Here is a 16,125-nt window from a genome sequence, read left to right as displayed (position 1 = left end):
CGGTGGCCCGGTGGGGAGCCGCGGCGGCTACCACTCCGCGCTGCGCCAGCGGACGGTCATCACGGAGCCCGGGGCGGAGCTGTCCGGGCGGAACGACAGCTCGGCGCGGCCCGGCTCGAACGCGAACAGCTCCTCGGGGCTGCTGTCCGGGGTGGCCGTGTGGCGGCGGGACGCCGTCCCGTTGAGGGTGACCGTGCCGGCCATGGTGTCGACCACCAGCTCGTCGCCGGAGGTCAGGTCGATGGCGTAGCGCAGCCGGCGGCGGGTGGTCCGCTCGGTCACCGAGGGCGTGCCGCACGGGCCGCGGAAGGTGATCACCGGGTGGGTGGGCGCGGAGCCGGTGTTCTCGGCCCCGGCGTCGCCGGAGTTGGCGGCCTGACCCCAGTCGAGCGGCCAGGTCAGCCCGGTGGTCGGCGACCAGATCAGCCCGCTCTCCGGCTCCGGGGCCGGAACGATCGCGGTCTGCTCGCCGACGAGGTACCGGCGCGGATCGGTGGCGGTCCACTGCACGGAGGCCTTGGCCGCGCCCTGGGTGGCGTACACGCGGTCGGCGGGCAGCACCCGCTGGCTGATCCGGGCCCGTACGGCGAGCACCTCGCCGTGCAGCCGCACCGCCAGCCAGCGCTCCTCGTCGCCCAGGTTCATGGCCTGGCGCAGGACGCGTACGGTCTCCAGGGAGGCGCCCGCCGCGGGCAGCATCCACACGGTGCCGCCGACCTTGCGGGGCTTGGCGTAGCGGGCGCCGGGCCAGGCGCCGTGGCCGGTGGGGCGGTCGGCGTCGGAGCTGTCGTACTCGGGCAGGTCCTCCCAGCCGGTCAGACCCGCCCTGTCGATGGTGAACGGGGTGCCGGGCCCCATGAGCAGTCCGGCCCACTGCATCTGCCCGTCCTGGGTGATGAGTGAGCCGGGTGCGTGGTCGGCGGTGTATGAGGTTGTGCTGGTCTCGGCCATGACGGGCCGTCACCTCGCTCTCGGGGATGGGGCGTGGATCACGCGTGGGCGGCGGCGAGGAAGAGCAGGTCCTCGGCGGTCGAACGGGGGCCCGCGCCGGCCGGCTCCCGGTACTCCCTGATGCGGTGGGGGCCCTTGCCCAGGGAGTGCGCGGGGGCGGGGGTGACGCGACGGTGGTCGAGATCGGAGACGGGGTTGATCCGCGGGGCGGAGCCCATGGACATCGGCCAGACGACGCCGCCCTCGGCGAGCATCGGGATCTTGTCGAGCTCGACGCCGAACTTCTTGCCGAGAAGCTCGAAGCTGAGGTCTTTCAGGCCATCGATGATCCAGTTGGCGAAGGCGATCATGCCGTTGAAGGGGCCGGTGACCACGGCGAGCACGGCCTGCATGCCGGTGGTCACCATGCGGCCGATGCCGCCGAGCGAGCCAGACAGGGCGCTGCTGACGCGGCGGAAGGCGCCGGGGAGGGTGTCGGTGATGAACCTGAGAACCGGGCGGATCGGGGCCATGATCGCGTTGAAGGCGCCGGAGGCGATCCCGCGCAGGGCGGTGCTCGCCGAGCGGGCGGAACTTCCGGTCCGGGAGAAGCCGTTGACGGCTCCGCGCAGACCTCCCACGACCGTGGAGATGACCGTGAAGTACCCCTTGAAGTAGGTGGCCACGATCGTGCCGATGGTCTTGAGGACCGGGATCAGGAACTTCAGGTACTCCTCGAACACCTTCAGGACCACGGTGAAGGTCTGCTCGATGAGGCGCTGGCCGGTCTCGGAGTTGATGGCGAGCTCGATGAGCCAGGCGCCGACCGGGATCAGGATGCCGAGGAGGAAGCCGAGCGGGTTGGCCCGCATGGCCACGTTGACCGACATCATCACGATGGAGCCCACGGTCATGGCGATGCCGAAGGTGCTCATGATCGTGGAGACGATCCCGATGGCCGGCAGCAGGCTGCCGATGATGGCCAGGACGCCGCCGGTCTTCCCGCCCAGCTTCCGCAGCGAGGTGACGACCCCGCGGGCCCCGGAGCCCGCCCGCTTGGTGCCGGTGGACGCCCGGGTCGCGGAGCGGCCGACCTTGGTAGCCGCCGTGGCGGCCGCACCGGCCTGGGTCTTCAGGCCGGACATGACCTTGCCGGCCTGGGTTGCCGCCGGCGCGAGCCGTGCCGTGTCGGTGGCGGCCTTCTTGGCCGCCGAGCCGATCTCCTTCAGCGACGAGGTGACCTGACGGGCGTTCCGGGTGGCTGCCCCGACCTGGGTACGGAGACCGCTCACCGACCTCGTGAGGCGGCCGAGGGGGTTCATCGCGACGACGGCCGCACTCATCCGCGCGCCTTGGCGAGGTACATCAGCGCGTCGGCGGTGCGCTGCGGGTCGGTGCTCTGGGCGGCGTAGTAGTGCTCGATGTGCAGGGCGGCGGCGTCACCGGAGCCCGGGGCGGCGGAGGTCATCCGGGCGCGGGCGGCGGTACGGGCCAGCAGGCGGTCGAGCTTGGACAGCGGCAGGACGGCCTCGGCCTCACCGGCCTCGGCGAGGATCGCCGGGACACCGCCGCTGCGCGGCATGACCACACCGCCGGTGGCGAGCATGGGGATCGTGGGCAGGCTGACGCCGAAGCTCTTGCCGCCGACGAAGGGCACCCAGCTGGGGACACTGACGCGGATCCGGTTGATCCGGCTGATCATCGAGTTGATCAGGCCGATGACGGAGTTGATCGGGGACTTGACCGCTCCGAGGATGGCGCCGAAGGCGCCGGAGGCGATGCCCTTGAGCCCGTTCCAGGCGCTGGACATCGCGTTCTTGACGGAGTTGAAGGCGCTCGGGATCGCCGACTTGATCCAGTTGACCACCGGCATGATGACGGCCTTGATGCCGTTCCACACGCTGCTGATGACCGAGCGGACGGCGGTCATCACGGTGCTGATGACCGACTTGATGCCGTTGAAGGCGGACTTCACCGCGTTGAGGATGGCCTTCACGATCGGCATGACGGCGTTCTTGACGCTGTTCCACACCGATTTGATCAGGTTGCCGGCGCTCTGGATGATCGGGCGGATCGCCTTCATGACCGCAGAGATCACGGTCTTGATCGCACCGAAGGCGGTCTTGATCACCTTCTGCATGGTCTTCGAGCGCATCGCCATTTCGACGATCTTCTCGATGAGCGGCATGAACAGTTCGAGCAGCCGGGCGAGGAAGTTGCCCTTCATGGACTTGTTGAGCTTGTCCTGGCCCGAGGCGGCCCGGTCGGCGCCGGTCTTGAACCTGCCGAGCTGCGTGCCGGCGCGCTGACCGGTCTGCCCGGCCTTGGCCATGGCGCGCTCGGCCTGGGCGGCCGCGGACTTGAGGTTCTTGAGCTGGCCGGTGGAGCCCTGGGCGTTCGTACGGAGCGTCTTGAGCTGGCCGGAAGCGCCGCGGCCGGCGTCACCGAGCTTCTTGACGGGGGCCGCGGCGCCGGACGCCTGCGTCTTGAGATTGCGCAGGGCGTCCGAGGCGCGCTTGGTTGAGCTGGCGAGAGTCATGTGTCACACCTCCTTCGTGTGGTGAGGGTCAGCCGATCCGGCCGGCGGCTTGGGTGGCCTCGGTGCCGAGCGTGCTCAGGCTGGTGGCCAGGTCGCGCGTGGCGGAGTTGAGGCTGCGGGCGGCCCGGGCGGTCGCCCTCATCGGGCCCGCCTTGGGAATGTCCGAGGCGTTGAAGTTCTTCAGCGCGCCCTTGAGGTTGCGGATGGCCGAGGCGGCGTTCTTCACGATCTCGGCGTTCAGCCGGCGGACCGCCTGGTCGAGCCTGTTGATGGCGTTCGCGGTCTTCGCCAGCACCGAGTGGTCCCGCGGGAGCTTGGTCTGGTCGAAGTTCCTGAGTGCGGTCTTGAGGCTCCGGATGGCATCGGCGGCTTCGCGGACCTTGTCGTTGTTCTGGGCCTCCGCGGCCTTGCCGAGCTTCTCCACGGCCTTCGCCCTGGCGGCGAGCTCCCGGGCCCGGGGGAGCCTCTTCGCCTCCTTGTTGAAGTTCTGGACGAAGGGGGTCATCTCCTCGAGCTTCGCCCGCAGGGTCTCGAGGTCGGCCGCGGTCGGAGTGGGGGCGATCCCGGGGTTGCCGTTCGGGTTCGGGCGAATGCGGTTGAGTATCGCCTCGACCCTGTTGTTGATCGCGTTGCCGATGCGCACCAGGAGGGCGCCGCTGACCAAGGTGACGAAGATTCCGATGCCGGCCGTGACGACGTACTTCCACCACTCGTCGTTGCCTTCGATGATCTTCTTGACCGCGGCGGCGAGGGTCTCCATCCGCAGCTGCTGCAGCATCTCGACCGGGAGGGGGTTCACGACCTCCCCCTTGATCTCCTTGATGTCCTCGACGATGCCCTTGAGAGGGGCCAGCTGGTCCACCAGGAACTTTTCCGTGACCAGCTTGGACGTGGCGGGGTTCGTCTCGACGAAGTTCGAGACGGGCCCGCCCATCACGTACTTCTTCAGTTCGGCGAGGAGGGCCGGCACCTCTGCCTGAGTTGGTTCTGCCATGGATTACTCCGCTTCTGACCGGTAACGGCCGACACCGAAAAAGCCCCTGCCGGAAGGAGCGCGGCAGGGGCTGAGGCGTACGAAGGGCTAGCGCGTGGGGCGCCGCGACTCGGCGAGGGCGTCGTTCCAGCCGGCCGTGTACGCGCGGGTCTCACGGGTGGTGATCTCGGCGTACAGGGAGCCGAGGAGCGCCCTCTTGTCGAGGGGGGCGGGTCCGTCCAAGAGCTGGCTGAGGCGGTCGTGGAGCGTGATCTGCGGTGAGCCCTCGGCCTGCTGGGTCATGGACGCCTGCCTTCCAGTTGCTTGCCCTTGCTGTGTGGTGGCGCCGCGGGTCGGGAGCGGGGGCACCGAGTGGTCGAACGAGTGTGCGAACAGAGTTTGGAACATCCGTTCGATGTTTGTCGAGCTGGAAACCCCTTCGGCGTGCCGCGCCCGTGACGGTGGGCACAGCGAACAGGGAGTTTCCGGACGAGCGGGTAGGCTTGATCACTGCTCCCCCGGCCAGGAAACACGGGGGCCGCGCGGGGCGTGCGGGGGTCGGGGGCGGGAAGGCAGCGCTGACGCATGGACAGGGAATCGAGCGCCAGAAGGCGTGAGCATGCCATCGACTGGCTCGAAATGGCGCCTGACCTGCCCCATCTGTTCGCCAGGCTGTCGGAACTCGTTCACGTGGCGGGCTACGCACCCGAGGATCTGGTCGTGATGCCGCGGTCCGAGATCGACCGCCGTGAGACGGCCGCCTTCACCGCCGGCTGGGCCGAGGCGATGTCCGAGGAACTCCCGCGCATCCGGCGGGAGTACGAGAGGCGGGTCGCCGACGCCTACGCCGCCGGCGGTGGCCGGGGAACGGACGCGGCCGCCCGTCGGACGCCTGCCACGGGCCAGGGGGCCACCGTGATCCGGCTGCCGTTCGCCACGCTGCTCGAACCGTCGCCCCTCGTCGTGGAGACCGAGGAACGGATGCGCCGGGCCCAGGAGATCCTGGACCGCGGCTCCGCGGCCGTGACGGAACCGGTGAGCGAAGCCGGCACCGAAGCCGAGGCTCCGGACCAGCCCGCCGAACCGGAGGGCTCCGAGCCGCTCGCGCAGCCCGCCGCCTCGCGCGCGAGCGCGGACGCGCGCGAGAAGCGGACGCTCCCGGCGAGCCGGAAGGTCGTACGGCGTAAAGGGCGGCCCATAGTGCCGCCGCTGAACTCCGTACCCGTGCAGCCCCGCATGGCGGCGCCCCCCGCCGAGCCTCCGGCGGACGGGCCGGGGACGGCGGGGGAACCGGAACGGCGGAGCCTGGCGGCCAGGGCGCGCGCCCTGGCCACGGATCTGGAGAACCGGGCCGGCACAGGCCGGCCCGAGGTCCCCGAGAACAGCCGCTGACCGACCGGGCCCGAGGGCCGGTCGGTCAGCCGAAGAAACGGACCAGGGCTTCCGGGGAGACGGCATCGGACTGGGCCGGCACCCGGGGCGCGCCCGGATCCGGGTCCTGGTCCTGGTCCGGGTCCTGGCCCGAGCTGCCGTACGGCTTCCCGTCCGGCCTCGGAACCGGCTCGGGAGCATCCGGCTGGTCGGAGTCCTCCGCCGCGTTGACGACGGAGAACATCCAGTTGGCGGCCGCCAGGTGGTCAACGGCGGCCGCCAGCAGGTGGTCGGTCACCGACCAGTCGGCAGCCTCACCGAACAGGTCCCGGTTGACGGCGCTGTCCCGCGGCAGGTTTTTGATCAGGACCTGGAGGCGCCGCGAGGAGAGTTCTCCGCGGTGCCAGTCCAGGAGGTCCTTGCCGTAGTAGCGGAGCAGGTCCGCTTCGAGGGCCTCGGCGTGTTCGTCGACGAACTCGACGAGGCTCAGCCTTCCCCCAGGCCGAGCCCGGACTCCTTGCCGTAGGCCTCAAGAATCGCGGCGACGTCCTGCATCGTGACGTCGTGCTCCTCGAAGCGGGCGAACTGCTTCTCACCCAGGAGGAGCCGCAGCAGACCGTCCACGTCGTTGTCGTCGAGCTTGCGCAGCCCCTTCGCGGTGGCGCGGGAGAGCTCGGTGGGAAGGGTGTACGTCTCGCCGTCCAGTTCGAAGGACCAGGAACGGCCGTGGGCCTCCAGGCGTTGGGCGCGGGCGGCGTTGACGTCGAAGCCTGCCATGGTGATGGGTCTCCTCTGGGTGAAGTGAAGTCGTGAGGGAGGTAGGGGGGTGGGGCGGCGCGAGGGTCGCGCCGCCCCTTTCAGGGGCTGGATCAGCCGGCGGCGTACGCGCTGTCCTTCATGACGAAGCTCGCCAGCGGCTTGTCGTCGCCCGCGGTCAGGGCGGTGAAGGTGATGCCCAGGGTGGAGGCCGACTTGCGGGCCAGCTTGATGTCGTCGGAGGCGGTGACCTGGCCGCGCGGGATGTAGAAGCGGTAGGTCACGACCGAGCCGTCGCTGGCCTTGGTGTCGGAGAACTCCAGGCCGAGGGCGCGGGAGTCCGCCTTCGGGGAGTCCGCGATGTCGTAGCGGTAGATGCCGTTGGAGGGGGTCGCCTCGTCGGTCACCGCGCCGCCGCCCATGAAGAACGGCAGCGTGAGCTCGTTGAACTGCAGGAGCGAGAACTTCAGGCTCAGGTCCCGGTCCGAGTAGGTGAAGTGGACCGGGCTGACGGCCTGCCACGAGTCGACCGGCTCGAGCTTGTCCTTCTTGGAGAAGGTCACGCCGTCGGCGGTGGTGAAGCCGAGGTCCTTCCAGCTGGCGCCCCAGTCGGCGTCCGGCTTGCCGGTGAAGGCGGTCGGCAGCGCCGTGCCGGCCGCTGCGACGAAGATGCGGCCGCTGCCGGCCACACGGATTTCGGACGAGTTTCCTGCCATGGTGATGCTTCTCCTTGAATGGGGGTCCGCCGTTCCGGGCCGCGGGTGGTTCCGCGTCCGGGTACGGCAAAGGCCCCGCCGGACGGCGGGGCCCTGGTCTGTGGTGGTGTCAGAAGACGGTCAGCGACACCTGGAGCACGCAGGTGTAGCGGTTCGCGGCGCGGTACAGGTAGTCCGGAAGCCAGCGCGGGCCGTCGTACTCGACCACGTCCGTGAAGGTGTTCGTGCCGACCGTCTTGCCGAGCGTGGCGAGCAGGGCCCGCCGCGCCGCGTTGGCGAGGGTGTGGGCGGCGGCCTTGTTCGGGCCGTAGACCTCCAGCTCGATCAGCGGCATGTCGACGTGCAGATCACCGGTCCAGGCGCCGCCTCGCCGGTTGACCAGGACGGCCCGCTGCGTGCCGTCGAAGCCGGTGGGCGGCTCGACGGCGACGGTGGCCGCGGACAGGGCGGGGTCGGCCTTGAGGACGTCGACGACCAGGGCCTCGACGTCGGGAAAGGCACTCGGGGGAGTGGTCACGACGGATCACCTCAGCTGGTGTGTGGCGGGGATGCCGGGCGGCGCCCGAGGGGGAGGGGGCGGGACGCCGCCCGGCGGGGGAGCGGCCGGCCGCCGCCCGTCTGCGGGCGCAGCTCTGCCGCTGCACCAACTGTGACACGTTGCGTGCGCGCTCGCAACAAGTCTCGAGGGTGGGTTCGCGAGGGCTGCCGTACGGGCCCTGGTGCGGCTCGTCCCGCCCGGGGGTCCGTACGGGTCCTGCGTGCGCACGCGCACGCAGAACGCCGGATGCCCGGCCTCCGCGGGGGGAGGCCGGGCATCCGGCAGGAGAAGTACGAGGTGTGCGAGACGTACGGGTCAGGCGCCGGCCGGGAGGCGGCGGCTCGCGGCGCGCTCCGCCGCGAACACGTCCTCCAGCCGGAACAGCTGGGCGCGGCCCGCCTTGCCGGCCGCCGTGAGCCGGCCGAGCTGGACCCACTTGCGGATGGTCGCGGGGGCGACCCCGGCCTCGCGGGCCGCCACCGGGCCGGGGATCAGGGAGGGGAGCGGAGAGAACGAAGAGATCACTGCGGGTCGCCTTCCATCGCGGAGTCGAGTTCCTCGGTACGGCAGCCCGACTCGGCGGCCAGCGTGGCCCACTCGGTCTCGGGCCACAGGTGGCGGTGGGCCGGGTCGTCGTGGCAGCCGCAGTCCTCGGCGGTGCAGCGGCAGGCCGGGTTCACGCACAGCACGGCCCGGCGGTCGGGGAAGGCGCGCAGCGACACGGAGTCGCACCAGGGGCAGCGGCCGGAGACCCGGACCACCTGCTCGGTGTCGCCGAGCGCCCGGGCGCAGCGGCGCGCCATCCGGCGCATCTCGTCGCGCACGTGCCGCGCCAGCACCGGCTGGGCCCCGATCTCGTCCAGCAGCCCGGCGAGCCGCCGCAGCCGCTCCGGGACCGGGGCGTGGCGGGGCCGCGGGATGCCGAGCCGGGCGCAGACCGCCTCCTCCAGCTCGACCACGCCGTCGGTGACGTCCCGGATGGTGTCGGAGACGTGCAGCCGGATCGGGGCGGAGCCGTGGCCGGAGGCCGTGAGGCCGTGCCGCTGCTGGAGGAGCAGCGCCTCGCGCCGCTCCACGCGGACGAGCTCGTCGTCGCGCGGGGTGCGGGGGGCGGGGACGTGCGGGGCGAAGGGGGTGGCGCGTCCGGGAGCCAGCTCTTCGCACAGCTCGGGGAAGGTGCGGATCAGCGAGGCGATCCACAGCGCGGTGTCACTGGTGCTGCGGTCAGGCACGGGGGCTCCCGGAGGGCGAGGTGAGGGCGGCAGGGCGGCCGTTGCGCCACAGGCGGCCCCCGCAGACCCCGTCGAACCAGCTCTCGGCCGGTGCGACGGCCCGCTCGCACTCGACCCGGACCGGACACGCGGTGCAGGCGCGCAGGGCGGGGGCCGCGATCTTGGCCCGCTTGGTGAAGACGACCGAGGGCGGGAGATCGGCGCACGCGGCGGAGGCCTGCCACGGCCCACGCGGAGCGGCGGGCGGTGCGGAGGCCCGGGCGAGGCTCCGGGCCGCGGCCCGGGCGGCCGTCGGTGCGGCAGCCCGCGCGGCGGCCGGCGGGGCAGTCCGTGGGGCGGGGTACGGAGCGGGCGCTTGGGCGCGGACCCGTACCGGGGGGCGTGCGCCAGGGGCCGAGGCGGCGGGGGTGGCGGCGGGCGTGGCGGCGGGCGTGGCGGCACTGGGGGTGGCGGGTGCAGCGGCGGGGCGGGCTGGGGGCGAGGAGAGGGGCATGGTGACTCCGCGAGGTGTGACGGCCGTGGCTCACGGCGATCACACTGTGACACGTTGCGTGCGAGCGCGCAATCAACATCTCTTGACCCCTGGCTGCTCAAGTTGTGTTTGATTTGTGGAGGACGTAATTCCGTGCGCGCAAGCACGTTAGGATGTGGTCTCATGGTGCGGACTGCGAACGGCGGACTGAGGAGCGGCACATGAGCACTCTCGAACTGGACGCGTTCGCGGCCTGGGTGGAAACCCTGATGCGGCAGCGCGGCTACGACATCGACAGCCCCCGTGGCGGCGGCAAGTCGAGGATCGCGGACGAGGCCGGCGTGCACCGCGCCGCCGTCACCCGGCTGCTCCAGCGCCAGAGCATGCCCGACCTGGAGACCATGCGCCGGATCGCCCCGCTGCTCGGGGTCTCGGTCCGCGACATGCTGATCCGCTCCGGCCGGGTCGCCCCCGAGGAGCTCCCGCTCGCCTCCCAGGAGCTGCCCCCCGGCGGCCGCCGGCCCACCATCGAGGACTTCGCCGAGTGGCTGGGCGTCCCCGAGGCCCGCCGCGAGGTCTTCGTCAAGGTGGTCAGCCAGTTCCTGGAGCCGGGCGACGCCGAGGGCGAGGCGCCCGCCGACGTGCCGGCCGCCGCCGACGCCCGCCGCCGCGCCCGGGACTGACCTGCTGCGGCCCGGTGCCGCACCGCGGACGGGCGGTCCGGCCGAACTGGCCGGTCCGTACGCCTTGCGTCCGGTGTGTTTTCGTGCTGGGCATTTGTTTTGACCTACCTCTGTGAGGTAGGTACGCTCTGACCTTGTGCCTGGGGTGTGCCCTGGGCTCCCGCGTGCGCTTGGACGCCGCGGTGAGCCGAGAAGTCCACACCGCGATCCGCGCCCTCTTTCACCTCGGTGAAGGCGTGCAGGATCCGACACACCCGACCGCGTGGGTCGGCAAAGTTCCAGGTTAGCTTCACTACACGGCACACAGAAACCGGAGAAGTAGTGCCTACGATCCAGCAGCTGGTCCGTAAGGGCCGGCAGGACAAGGTCGAGAAGACAAAGACCCCCGCGCTCGAGGCTTCGCCTCAGCGTCGTGGCGTCTGCACGCGTGTGTTCACGACCACCCCGAAGAAGCCGAACTCGGCGCTCCGTAAGGTCGCGCGTGTGCGTCTGACCTCCGGCATCGAGGTCACCGCTTACATTCCGGGTGAGGGACACAACCTGCAGGAGCACTCGATCGTGCTCGTGCGTGGTGGCCGTGTGAAGGACCTGCCGGGTGTTCGTTACAAGATCATCCGCGGTGCGCTTGACACCCAGGCTGTCAAGAACCGCAAGCAGGCCCGCAGCCGCTACGGCGCCAAGAAGGAGAAGTAAGAATGCCTCGTAAGGGCCCCGCCCCGAAGCGCCCGGTCATCATCGACCCGGTCTACGCATCTCCTCTGGTGACCTCGCTCATCAACAAGATCCTCCTGAACGGCAAGCGCTCCACCGCCGAGCGCATCGTTTACGGCGCCATGGAAGGCCTCCGCGAGAAGACCGGCAACGACCCGGTCATCACGCTGAAGCGCGCGCTGGAGAACGTCAAGCCGTCGCTCGAGGTCAAGTCCCGCCGTGTCGGTGGCGCTACCTACCAGGTTCCCGTCGAGGTCAAGCCGGGTCGTCAGTCGACCCTGGCCCTCCGCTGGCTCGTGGGTTACTCCCGCGCCCGCCGTGAGAAGACCATGACCGAGCGCCTGATGAACGAGCTTCTCGACGCCTCGAACGGCCTCGGTGCGGCCGTCAAGAAGCGCGAGGACACGCACAAGATGGCCGAGTCCAACAAGGCCTTCGCGCACTACCGCTGGTAGTCCGAACCCACATCGAGACCGAGAGAAGACTGAGCCGATATGGCTACCACTTCGCTTGACCTTGCCAAGGTGCGCAACATCGGCATCATGGCTCACATCGACGCGGGCAAGACGACCACCACCGAGCGCATCCTGTTCTACACCGGTGTGTCGTACAAGATCGGTGAGGTCCACGACGGCGCTGCCACGATGGACTGGATGGAGCAGGAGCAGGAGCGCGGCATCACGATCACGTCTGCCGCGACGACCTGCCACTGGCCGCTCGAGGACGTCGACCACACCATCAACATCATCGACACCCCGGGTCACGTTGACTTCACCGTCGAGGTGGAGCGTTCGCTCCGCGTCCTCGACGGCGCCGTCACCGTGTTCGACGGTGTCGCCGGTGTGGAGCCGCAGTCCGAGACCGTTTGGCGTCAGGCGGACCGCTACGGCGTGCCGCGCATCTGCTTCGTCAACAAGCTCGACCGCACGGGCGCCGAGTTCCACCGCTGCGTCGACATGATCAAGGACCGCCTCGGTGCGGTTCCGATCGTCATGCAGCTCCCGATCGGTGCCGAGGCCGACTTCCAGGGTGTCGTCGACCTCGTCCGCATGAAGGCGCTCGTCTGGTCCGCCGAGGCGACCAAGGGCGAGATGTACGACATCGTCGACATCCCGGCCTCGCACACCGAGGTTGCCGAGGAGTGGCGCGGCAAGCTGGTCGAGACCGTCGCCGAGAACGACGACGAGATCATGGAGCTCTTCCTCAACGGCGACGAGCCGACCGAGGAGCAGCTGCACGCCGCCGTGCGCCGCATCATCCTGGGCTCCGGCAAGGGCAAGGGCGAGCCCACGATCACCGCGGTGTTCTGTGGCACGGCGTTCAAGAACAAGGGTGTTCAGCCCCTGCTCGACGCCGTCGTCCGCTACCTCCCGTCGCCGCTGGACATCGAGGCCATCGAGGGCCACGACGTCCGCGACGCCGAGACGGTAGTGAAGCGCAAGCCGTCGGACGAGGAGCCCCTCGCCGCGCTCGCGTTCAAGATCATGAGCGACCCGCACCTCGGTAAGCTCACCTTCGTCCGGGTTTACTCGGGCCGCCTGGAGGCCGGCACTGCGGTGCTGAACTCCGTCAAGGGCAAGAAGGAGCGCATCGGCAAGATCTACCGCATGCACGCGAACAAGCGTGAGGAGATCGACTCGGTGGGCGCCGGCGACATCGTCGCCGTGATGGGCCTGAAGCAGACCACCACCGGTGAGACGCTCTGTGACGACAAGCAGCCCGTGATCCTGGAGTCCATGGACTTCCCGGCTCCGGTCATCCAGGTCGCCATCGAGCCCAAGTCCAAGGGTGACCAGGAGAAGCTGGGTGTCGCCATCCAGCGTCTCGCGGAGGAGGACCCCTCCTTCCACGTTCACTCGGACGAGGAGACCGGCCAGACCATCCTCGGCGGTATGGGCGAGCTGCACCTCGAGGTGCTGGTCGACCGTATGAAGCGCGAGTTCAAGGTCGAGGCCAACGTCGGCAAGCCGCAGGTGGCCTACCGCGAGACGATCCGCAAGGCCGTCGAGCGTCACGACTACACCCACAAGAAGCAGACCGGTGGTACCGGTCAGTTCGCCAAGGTGCAGATCGCGATCGAGCCCATCACCGAGGCCGACGGTCCGGCGTACGAGTTCGTGAACAAGGTCACCGGTGGCCGCGTGCCGAAGGAGTACATCCCTTCGGTGGACGCCGGTGCGCAGGAGGCCATGCAGTTCGGCATCCTGGCCGGCTACGAGATGACGGGCGTCCGCGTCACGCTTCTCGACGGTGGCTACCACGAGGTCGACTCCTCCGAGCTCGCGTTCAAGATCGCCGGCTCGCAGGCCTTCAAGGAGGCCGCGCGCAAGGCTTCGCCCGTTCTGCTCGAGCCGATGATGGCCGTTGAGGTCACCACGCCCGAGGAGTCCATGGGCGATGTCATCGGTGACATCAACTCCCGCCGTGGCCAGATCCAGGCCATGGAGGACCGTCACGGAGCCAAGATCGTCAAGGGCCTCGTGCCCCTCTCGGAGATGTTCGGCTACGTCGGCGACCTCCGCAGCAAGACCTCGGGTCGCGCCAGCTACTCGATGCAGTTCGACTCCTACGCCGAGGTTCCCCGGAACGTCGCCGAGGAGATCATCGCGAAGGCCAAGGGCGAGTAACTCTTCCGAGTTCACGTTTTAGGCTTGCCACCGGAGCCTCTGGGGCAACAGGAGTCACACTCCCGTTGCCCCGGGGGAACCGGCTATCCAGCAAAGATCACCTGGCGCCGATGAGTTAAGGCGTACAGAACCACTCTCAGGAGGACCCCGTGGCGAAGGCGAAGTTCGAGCGGACTAAGCCGCACGTCAACATCGGCACCATCGGTCACATTGACCACGGTAAGACGACCCTCACGGCCGCCATTACCAAGGTGCTGCACGACAAGTACCCGGACCTGAACGCGGCCTCGGCGTTCGACCAGATCGACAAGGCTCCTGAGGAGCGCCAGCGCGGTATCACCATCTCCATCGCGCACGTCGAGTACCAGACCGAGGCGCGTCACTACGCCCACGTCGACTGCCCGGGTCACGCTGACTACATCAAGAACATGATCACCGGTGCCGCGCAGATGGACGGCGCGATCCTCGTGGTCGCCGCCACCGACGGCCCGATGCCGCAGACCAAGGAGCACGTGCTCCTGGCCCGCCAGGTCGGCGTTCCGTACATCGTTGTCGCCCTGAACAAGGCCGACATGGTGGACGACGAGGAGATCCTGGAGCTCGTCGAGCTCGAGGTCCGTGAGCTGCTCTCCGAGTACGAGTTCCCGGGCGACGACCTGCCGGTCGTCCGCGTCTCCGCGCTGAAGGCGCTCGAGGGCGACAAGGAGTGGGGCGACAAGCTCCTCGGCCTGATGGACGCCGTCGACGAGGCCATCCCGACCCCGCCGCGTGACACCGAGAAGCCGTTCCTCATGCCCGTCGAGGACGTCTTCACGATCACCGGTCGCGGTACGGTCGTCACCGGCCGTATCGAGCGTGGTGTCCTGAAGGTCAACGAGACCGTCGACATCATCGGTATCAAGGAAGAGAAGACCACCACCACGGTCACCGGTATCGAGATGTTCCGCAAGCTGCTCGACGAGGGCCAGGCCGGTGAGAACGTCGGTCTGCTCCTCCGTGGCATCAAGCGCGAGGACGTCGAGCGCGGCCAGGTCATCATCAAGCCCGGTTCGGTCACCCCGCACACCGAGTTCGAGGCCCAGGCCTACATCCTGTCGAAGGACGAGGGTGGCCGTCACACCCCGTTCTTCAACAACTACCGTCCGCAGTTCTACTTCCGTACCACGGACGTCACGGGTGTCGTCACCCTGCCGGCCGGCACGGAGATGGTCATGCCGGGCGACAACACCGAGATGTCGGTCGCGCTGATCCAGCCGGTCGCCATGGAGGAGGGCCTGAAGTTCGCCATCCGTGAGGGTGGTCGTACCGTGGGCGCCGGCCAGGTCACCAAGATCACGAAGTAATTCGTGTTCTGACCTGGTAGCTCGTTCGACGAGCACCAAGTTGCACTGAAGGGCCCCGTCCCACCGCTCAGGCGGTGGGACGGGGCCCTTCGGCGTGCGGGGGAGTGAATCCTCGTCAGCCGCGCGGCCGTCACCCCATCGGGTGCGCTGCGGATGCCCTGCGGCGCGCGGCGGGTGAGGCTGCGGTAGAGGCAGACACCACCGCACAGACGAGGACCGAGCACCATGCTTGAAATCGGAGGAGCGAGGCTCCGGCACGTCGGCGTCATCGCCGGGGCGGCGCTGCTGCTCACGGCAACGGCCTGCTCGACCGGCAAGACCACCGTGGGGCAGCTCAGCTTCCGGGCCGAGGACTCCCCGGTCCTGCTCAGCTACTCGAACACGCCCGTCCAGGGCTGCCACAAGATCGGGCTCCCGCGCGGCGCGGCCCACGTCTACAACAACACCCTGCTCGACGTCGTCATGTACCGGACGCCGGACTGCCAGAAGAGCGAGAAGGCCCCCGGTATCTACGTCCCGCAGTCCACCTCGAACGTGACGGCCACCGGCACTTTGCCGTGGCGCAGCTTCTCCGTCGTCCACTGACCTGGGGCAGGAGGAATCCGCGCCCAAGGGGGCAATCCCTTGCAGAAAGCGGTGGAGCAGAGCCCGGGACGGGTGATCGGGGGGCCCGCTAGACTCCTCGTATTATGCGCATCCTCGTGACCGGCGGCGCCGGTTTCATCGGCTCGCAGTACGTCCGCCAACACCTCGGCGCGGACCCCACGGCCCGGATCACGGTCTTCGACAAGCTGACCTATTCCGGTGTCGAGGCGAATCTCGCGCCCGTCGCGGACCACCCCGGGTACTCCTTCGTCCGCGGTGACATCTGCGACACGGACGCCGTCGACCAGGTCATGGCGGGTCATGACGCGGTGGTGCACTTCGCGGCGGAGTCGCACGTGGACCGTTCGATCGCGGGTGCGGGTCCGTTCGTGATGACGAACGTGGTGGGCACGCAGGTGCTGCTGGACGCGGCGCGCAAGCACGGTGTCGGCCGGTTCGTGCACGTGTCGACGGACGAGGTGTACGGGTCGATCACCGAGGGGTCGTGGACGGAGGAGTGGCCGCTGGCGCCGAACTCCCCGTACTCGGCGTCGAAGGCCTCCTCGGACCTGCTGGCGCTGGCCTACCACCGCACGCACGGCATGGACGTGGTCGTGACGCGCTGCTCGAACAACTACGGGCCGTACCA

Annotated in this window: 20 protein-coding genes; 8 read left to right on the top strand and 12 right to left on the bottom strand. The window is 69.4% G+C overall.

Features of this window, described 5'->3' with window-relative positions:
- Nucleotides 1–27: 27 nt before the first annotated feature.
- The 5 genes from ACIGFK_RS38260 to ACIGFK_RS38240 form a co-directional block, all read right to left on the bottom strand.
- Nucleotides 28–951 carry a phage distal tail protein gene (locus tag ACIGFK_RS38260; RefSeq protein ID WP_376658088.1) on the bottom strand — a complete coding sequence of 308 codons (924 nt, stop codon included), beginning with the start codon at nucleotides 949–951 and terminating at the stop codon, nucleotides 28–30.
- A 38-nt stretch (nucleotides 952–989) separates the two neighbouring features.
- Nucleotides 990–2,273, bottom strand: coding sequence for a tape-measure protein (locus ACIGFK_RS38255; protein ID WP_376658087.1), 1,284 nt, complete (start codon nucleotides 2,271–2,273; stop codon nucleotides 990–992).
- Nucleotides 2,270–3,469 carry a phage tail protein gene (locus ACIGFK_RS38250; protein WP_400055539.1) on the bottom strand — a complete coding sequence of 400 codons (1,200 nt, stop codon included), beginning with the start codon at nucleotides 3,467–3,469 and terminating at the stop codon, nucleotides 2,270–2,272. Before ACIGFK_RS38250 ends, ACIGFK_RS38255 begins: the two co-directional genes overlap by 4 nt.
- A gap of 28 nt (nucleotides 3,470–3,497) precedes the next feature.
- A complete protein-coding gene (locus tag ACIGFK_RS38245; RefSeq protein WP_376658085.1) occupies nucleotides 3,498–4,463 on the bottom strand; it encodes a hypothetical protein in 966 nt (321 codons plus the stop codon).
- A gap of 87 nt (nucleotides 4,464–4,550) precedes the next feature.
- Nucleotides 4,551–4,745 carry a hypothetical protein gene (locus tag ACIGFK_RS38240; protein WP_376658084.1) on the bottom strand — a complete coding sequence of 65 codons (195 nt, stop codon included), beginning with the start codon at nucleotides 4,743–4,745 and terminating at the stop codon, nucleotides 4,551–4,553.
- A 336-nt stretch (nucleotides 4,746–5,081) separates the two neighbouring features.
- On the opposite strand from ACIGFK_RS38240, the gene ACIGFK_RS38235 reads away from it, so the two are divergent.
- Complete coding sequence (locus ACIGFK_RS38235) at nucleotides 5,082–5,834, top strand: hypothetical protein (protein WP_400055536.1); 753 nt, start codon at nucleotides 5,082–5,084, stop codon at nucleotides 5,832–5,834.
- A 25-nt stretch (nucleotides 5,835–5,859) separates the two neighbouring features.
- On the opposite strand, the gene ACIGFK_RS38230 is transcribed toward ACIGFK_RS38235, so the two are convergent.
- The 7 genes from ACIGFK_RS38230 to ACIGFK_RS38200 all read right to left on the bottom strand — a co-directional run bounded on the left by ACIGFK_RS38230 (nucleotide 5,860) and on the right by ACIGFK_RS38200 (nucleotide 9,548).
- Nucleotides 5,860–6,111: a hypothetical protein gene (locus tag ACIGFK_RS38230; protein ID WP_376662459.1), complete on the bottom strand. Its 252-nt coding sequence runs from the start codon at nucleotides 6,109–6,111 to the stop codon at nucleotides 5,860–5,862.
- A 188-nt stretch (nucleotides 6,112–6,299) separates the two neighbouring features.
- A complete protein-coding gene (locus ACIGFK_RS38225) occupies nucleotides 6,300–6,590 on the bottom strand; it encodes a hypothetical protein (protein ID WP_376662460.1) in 291 nt (96 codons plus the stop codon).
- Nucleotides 6,591–6,682: 92 nt separating this feature from the next.
- Nucleotides 6,683–7,285 carry a phage tail protein gene (locus ACIGFK_RS38220; RefSeq protein ID WP_376662461.1) on the bottom strand — a complete coding sequence of 201 codons (603 nt, stop codon included), beginning with the start codon at nucleotides 7,283–7,285 and terminating at the stop codon, nucleotides 6,683–6,685.
- A gap of 109 nt (nucleotides 7,286–7,394) precedes the next feature.
- On the bottom strand, nucleotides 7,395–7,802 hold the full coding sequence (locus tag ACIGFK_RS38215) for a hypothetical protein (protein WP_376662462.1): 408 nt from the start codon (nucleotides 7,800–7,802) through the stop codon (nucleotides 7,395–7,397).
- A 336-nt stretch (nucleotides 7,803–8,138) separates the two neighbouring features.
- Nucleotides 8,139–8,345 (bottom strand): hypothetical protein, encoded by a 207-nt coding sequence (locus tag ACIGFK_RS38210; RefSeq protein WP_376662003.1) that lies wholly within the window; start codon nucleotides 8,343–8,345, stop codon nucleotides 8,139–8,141.
- A complete protein-coding gene (locus tag ACIGFK_RS38205) occupies nucleotides 8,345–9,055 on the bottom strand; it encodes a hypothetical protein (protein ID WP_376661999.1) in 711 nt (236 codons plus the stop codon). Before ACIGFK_RS38205 ends, ACIGFK_RS38210 begins: the two co-directional genes overlap by 1 nt.
- A complete protein-coding gene (locus ACIGFK_RS38200; protein WP_400055533.1) occupies nucleotides 9,048–9,548 on the bottom strand; it encodes a WhiB family transcriptional regulator in 501 nt (166 codons plus the stop codon). The genes ACIGFK_RS38205 and ACIGFK_RS38200 overlap by 8 nt, the downstream gene beginning before the upstream one ends.
- A 200-nt stretch (nucleotides 9,549–9,748) precedes the next feature.
- On the opposite strand from ACIGFK_RS38200, the gene ACIGFK_RS38195 reads away from it, so the two are divergent.
- The 7 genes from ACIGFK_RS38195 to ACIGFK_RS38165 form a co-directional block, all read left to right on the top strand.
- A complete protein-coding gene (locus tag ACIGFK_RS38195; RefSeq protein WP_376662001.1) occupies nucleotides 9,749–10,210 on the top strand; it encodes a helix-turn-helix domain-containing protein in 462 nt (153 codons plus the stop codon).
- Nucleotides 10,211–10,531: 321 nt separating this feature from the next.
- Complete coding sequence (rpsL, locus tag ACIGFK_RS38190) at nucleotides 10,532–10,903, top strand: 30S ribosomal protein S12 (RefSeq protein WP_007265893.1); 372 nt, start codon at nucleotides 10,532–10,534, stop codon at nucleotides 10,901–10,903.
- Nucleotides 10,904–10,905: 2 nt separating this feature from the next.
- On the top strand, nucleotides 10,906–11,376 hold the full coding sequence (gene rpsG / locus ACIGFK_RS38185; protein ID WP_007265894.1) for a 30S ribosomal protein S7: 471 nt from the start codon (nucleotides 10,906–10,908) through the stop codon (nucleotides 11,374–11,376).
- Between the two features lie 39 nt (nucleotides 11,377–11,415).
- Nucleotides 11,416–13,548 carry an elongation factor G gene (gene fusA / locus ACIGFK_RS38180; protein WP_376662002.1) on the top strand — a complete coding sequence of 711 codons (2,133 nt, stop codon included), beginning with the start codon at nucleotides 11,416–11,418 and terminating at the stop codon, nucleotides 13,546–13,548.
- A 149-nt stretch (nucleotides 13,549–13,697) separates the two neighbouring features.
- Nucleotides 13,698–14,891 (top strand): elongation factor Tu, encoded by a 1,194-nt coding sequence (gene tuf, locus ACIGFK_RS38175; protein ID WP_352214024.1) that lies wholly within the window; start codon nucleotides 13,698–13,700, stop codon nucleotides 14,889–14,891.
- Between the two features lie 225 nt (nucleotides 14,892–15,116).
- A complete protein-coding gene (locus tag ACIGFK_RS38170; protein WP_376662538.1) occupies nucleotides 15,117–15,476 on the top strand; it encodes a hypothetical protein in 360 nt (119 codons plus the stop codon).
- Between the two features lie 104 nt (nucleotides 15,477–15,580).
- The coding region (locus ACIGFK_RS38165; protein ID WP_400055530.1) for a dTDP-glucose 4,6-dehydratase at nucleotides 15,581–16,125 on the top strand (545 nt) is incomplete at its 3' end.

The sequence above is a fragment of the Streptomyces sp. NPDC085524 genome, from assembly GCF_044541755.1.
GTDB lineage: Bacteria > Actinomycetota > Actinomycetes > Streptomycetales > Streptomycetaceae > Streptomyces.
Note: the sequence above shows the minus strand (reverse complement) of the source record. Positions and strands in the feature narration are given on the sequence as shown.

Bases quoted from the DNA above. Each gene is read 5' to 3' on its own strand.
- ACIGFK_RS38260 (WP_376658088.1), bottom strand. From the start codon at position 951: ATGGCCGAGACCAGCACAACCTCATACACCGCCGACCACGCACCCGGC.
- ACIGFK_RS38255 (WP_376658087.1), bottom strand. From the start codon at position 2,273: ATGAGTGCGGCCGTCGTCGCGATGAACCCCCTCGGCCGCCTCACGAGG.
- ACIGFK_RS38250 (WP_400055539.1), bottom strand. From the start codon at position 3,469: ATGACTCTCGCCAGCTCAACCAAGCGCGCCTCGGACGCCCTGCGCAAT.
- ACIGFK_RS38245 (WP_376658085.1), bottom strand. From the start codon at position 4,463: ATGGCAGAACCAACTCAGGCAGAGGTGCCGGCCCTCCTCGCCGAACTG.
- ACIGFK_RS38240 (WP_376658084.1), bottom strand. From the start codon at position 4,745: ATGACCCAGCAGGCCGAGGGCTCACCGCAGATCACGCTCCACGACCGC.
- ACIGFK_RS38235 (WP_400055536.1), top strand. From the start codon at position 5,082: ATGGCGCCTGACCTGCCCCATCTGTTCGCCAGGCTGTCGGAACTCGTT.
- ACIGFK_RS38225 (WP_376662460.1), bottom strand. From the start codon at position 6,590: ATGGCAGGCTTCGACGTCAACGCCGCCCGCGCCCAACGCCTGGAGGCC.
- ACIGFK_RS38220 (WP_376662461.1), bottom strand. From the start codon at position 7,285: ATGGCAGGAAACTCGTCCGAAATCCGTGTGGCCGGCAGCGGCCGCATC.
- ACIGFK_RS38200 (WP_400055533.1), bottom strand. From the start codon at position 9,548: ATGCCCCTCTCCTCGCCCCCAGCCCGCCCCGCCGCTGCACCCGCCACC.
- ACIGFK_RS38195 (WP_376662001.1), top strand. From the start codon at position 9,749: ATGAGCACTCTCGAACTGGACGCGTTCGCGGCCTGGGTGGAAACCCTG.
- rpsG (WP_007265894.1), top strand. From the start codon at position 10,906: ATGCCTCGTAAGGGCCCCGCCCCGAAGCGCCCGGTCATCATCGACCCG.
- fusA (WP_376662002.1), top strand. From the start codon at position 11,416: ATGGCTACCACTTCGCTTGACCTTGCCAAGGTGCGCAACATCGGCATC.
- ACIGFK_RS38170 (WP_376662538.1), top strand. From the start codon at position 15,117: ATGCTTGAAATCGGAGGAGCGAGGCTCCGGCACGTCGGCGTCATCGCC.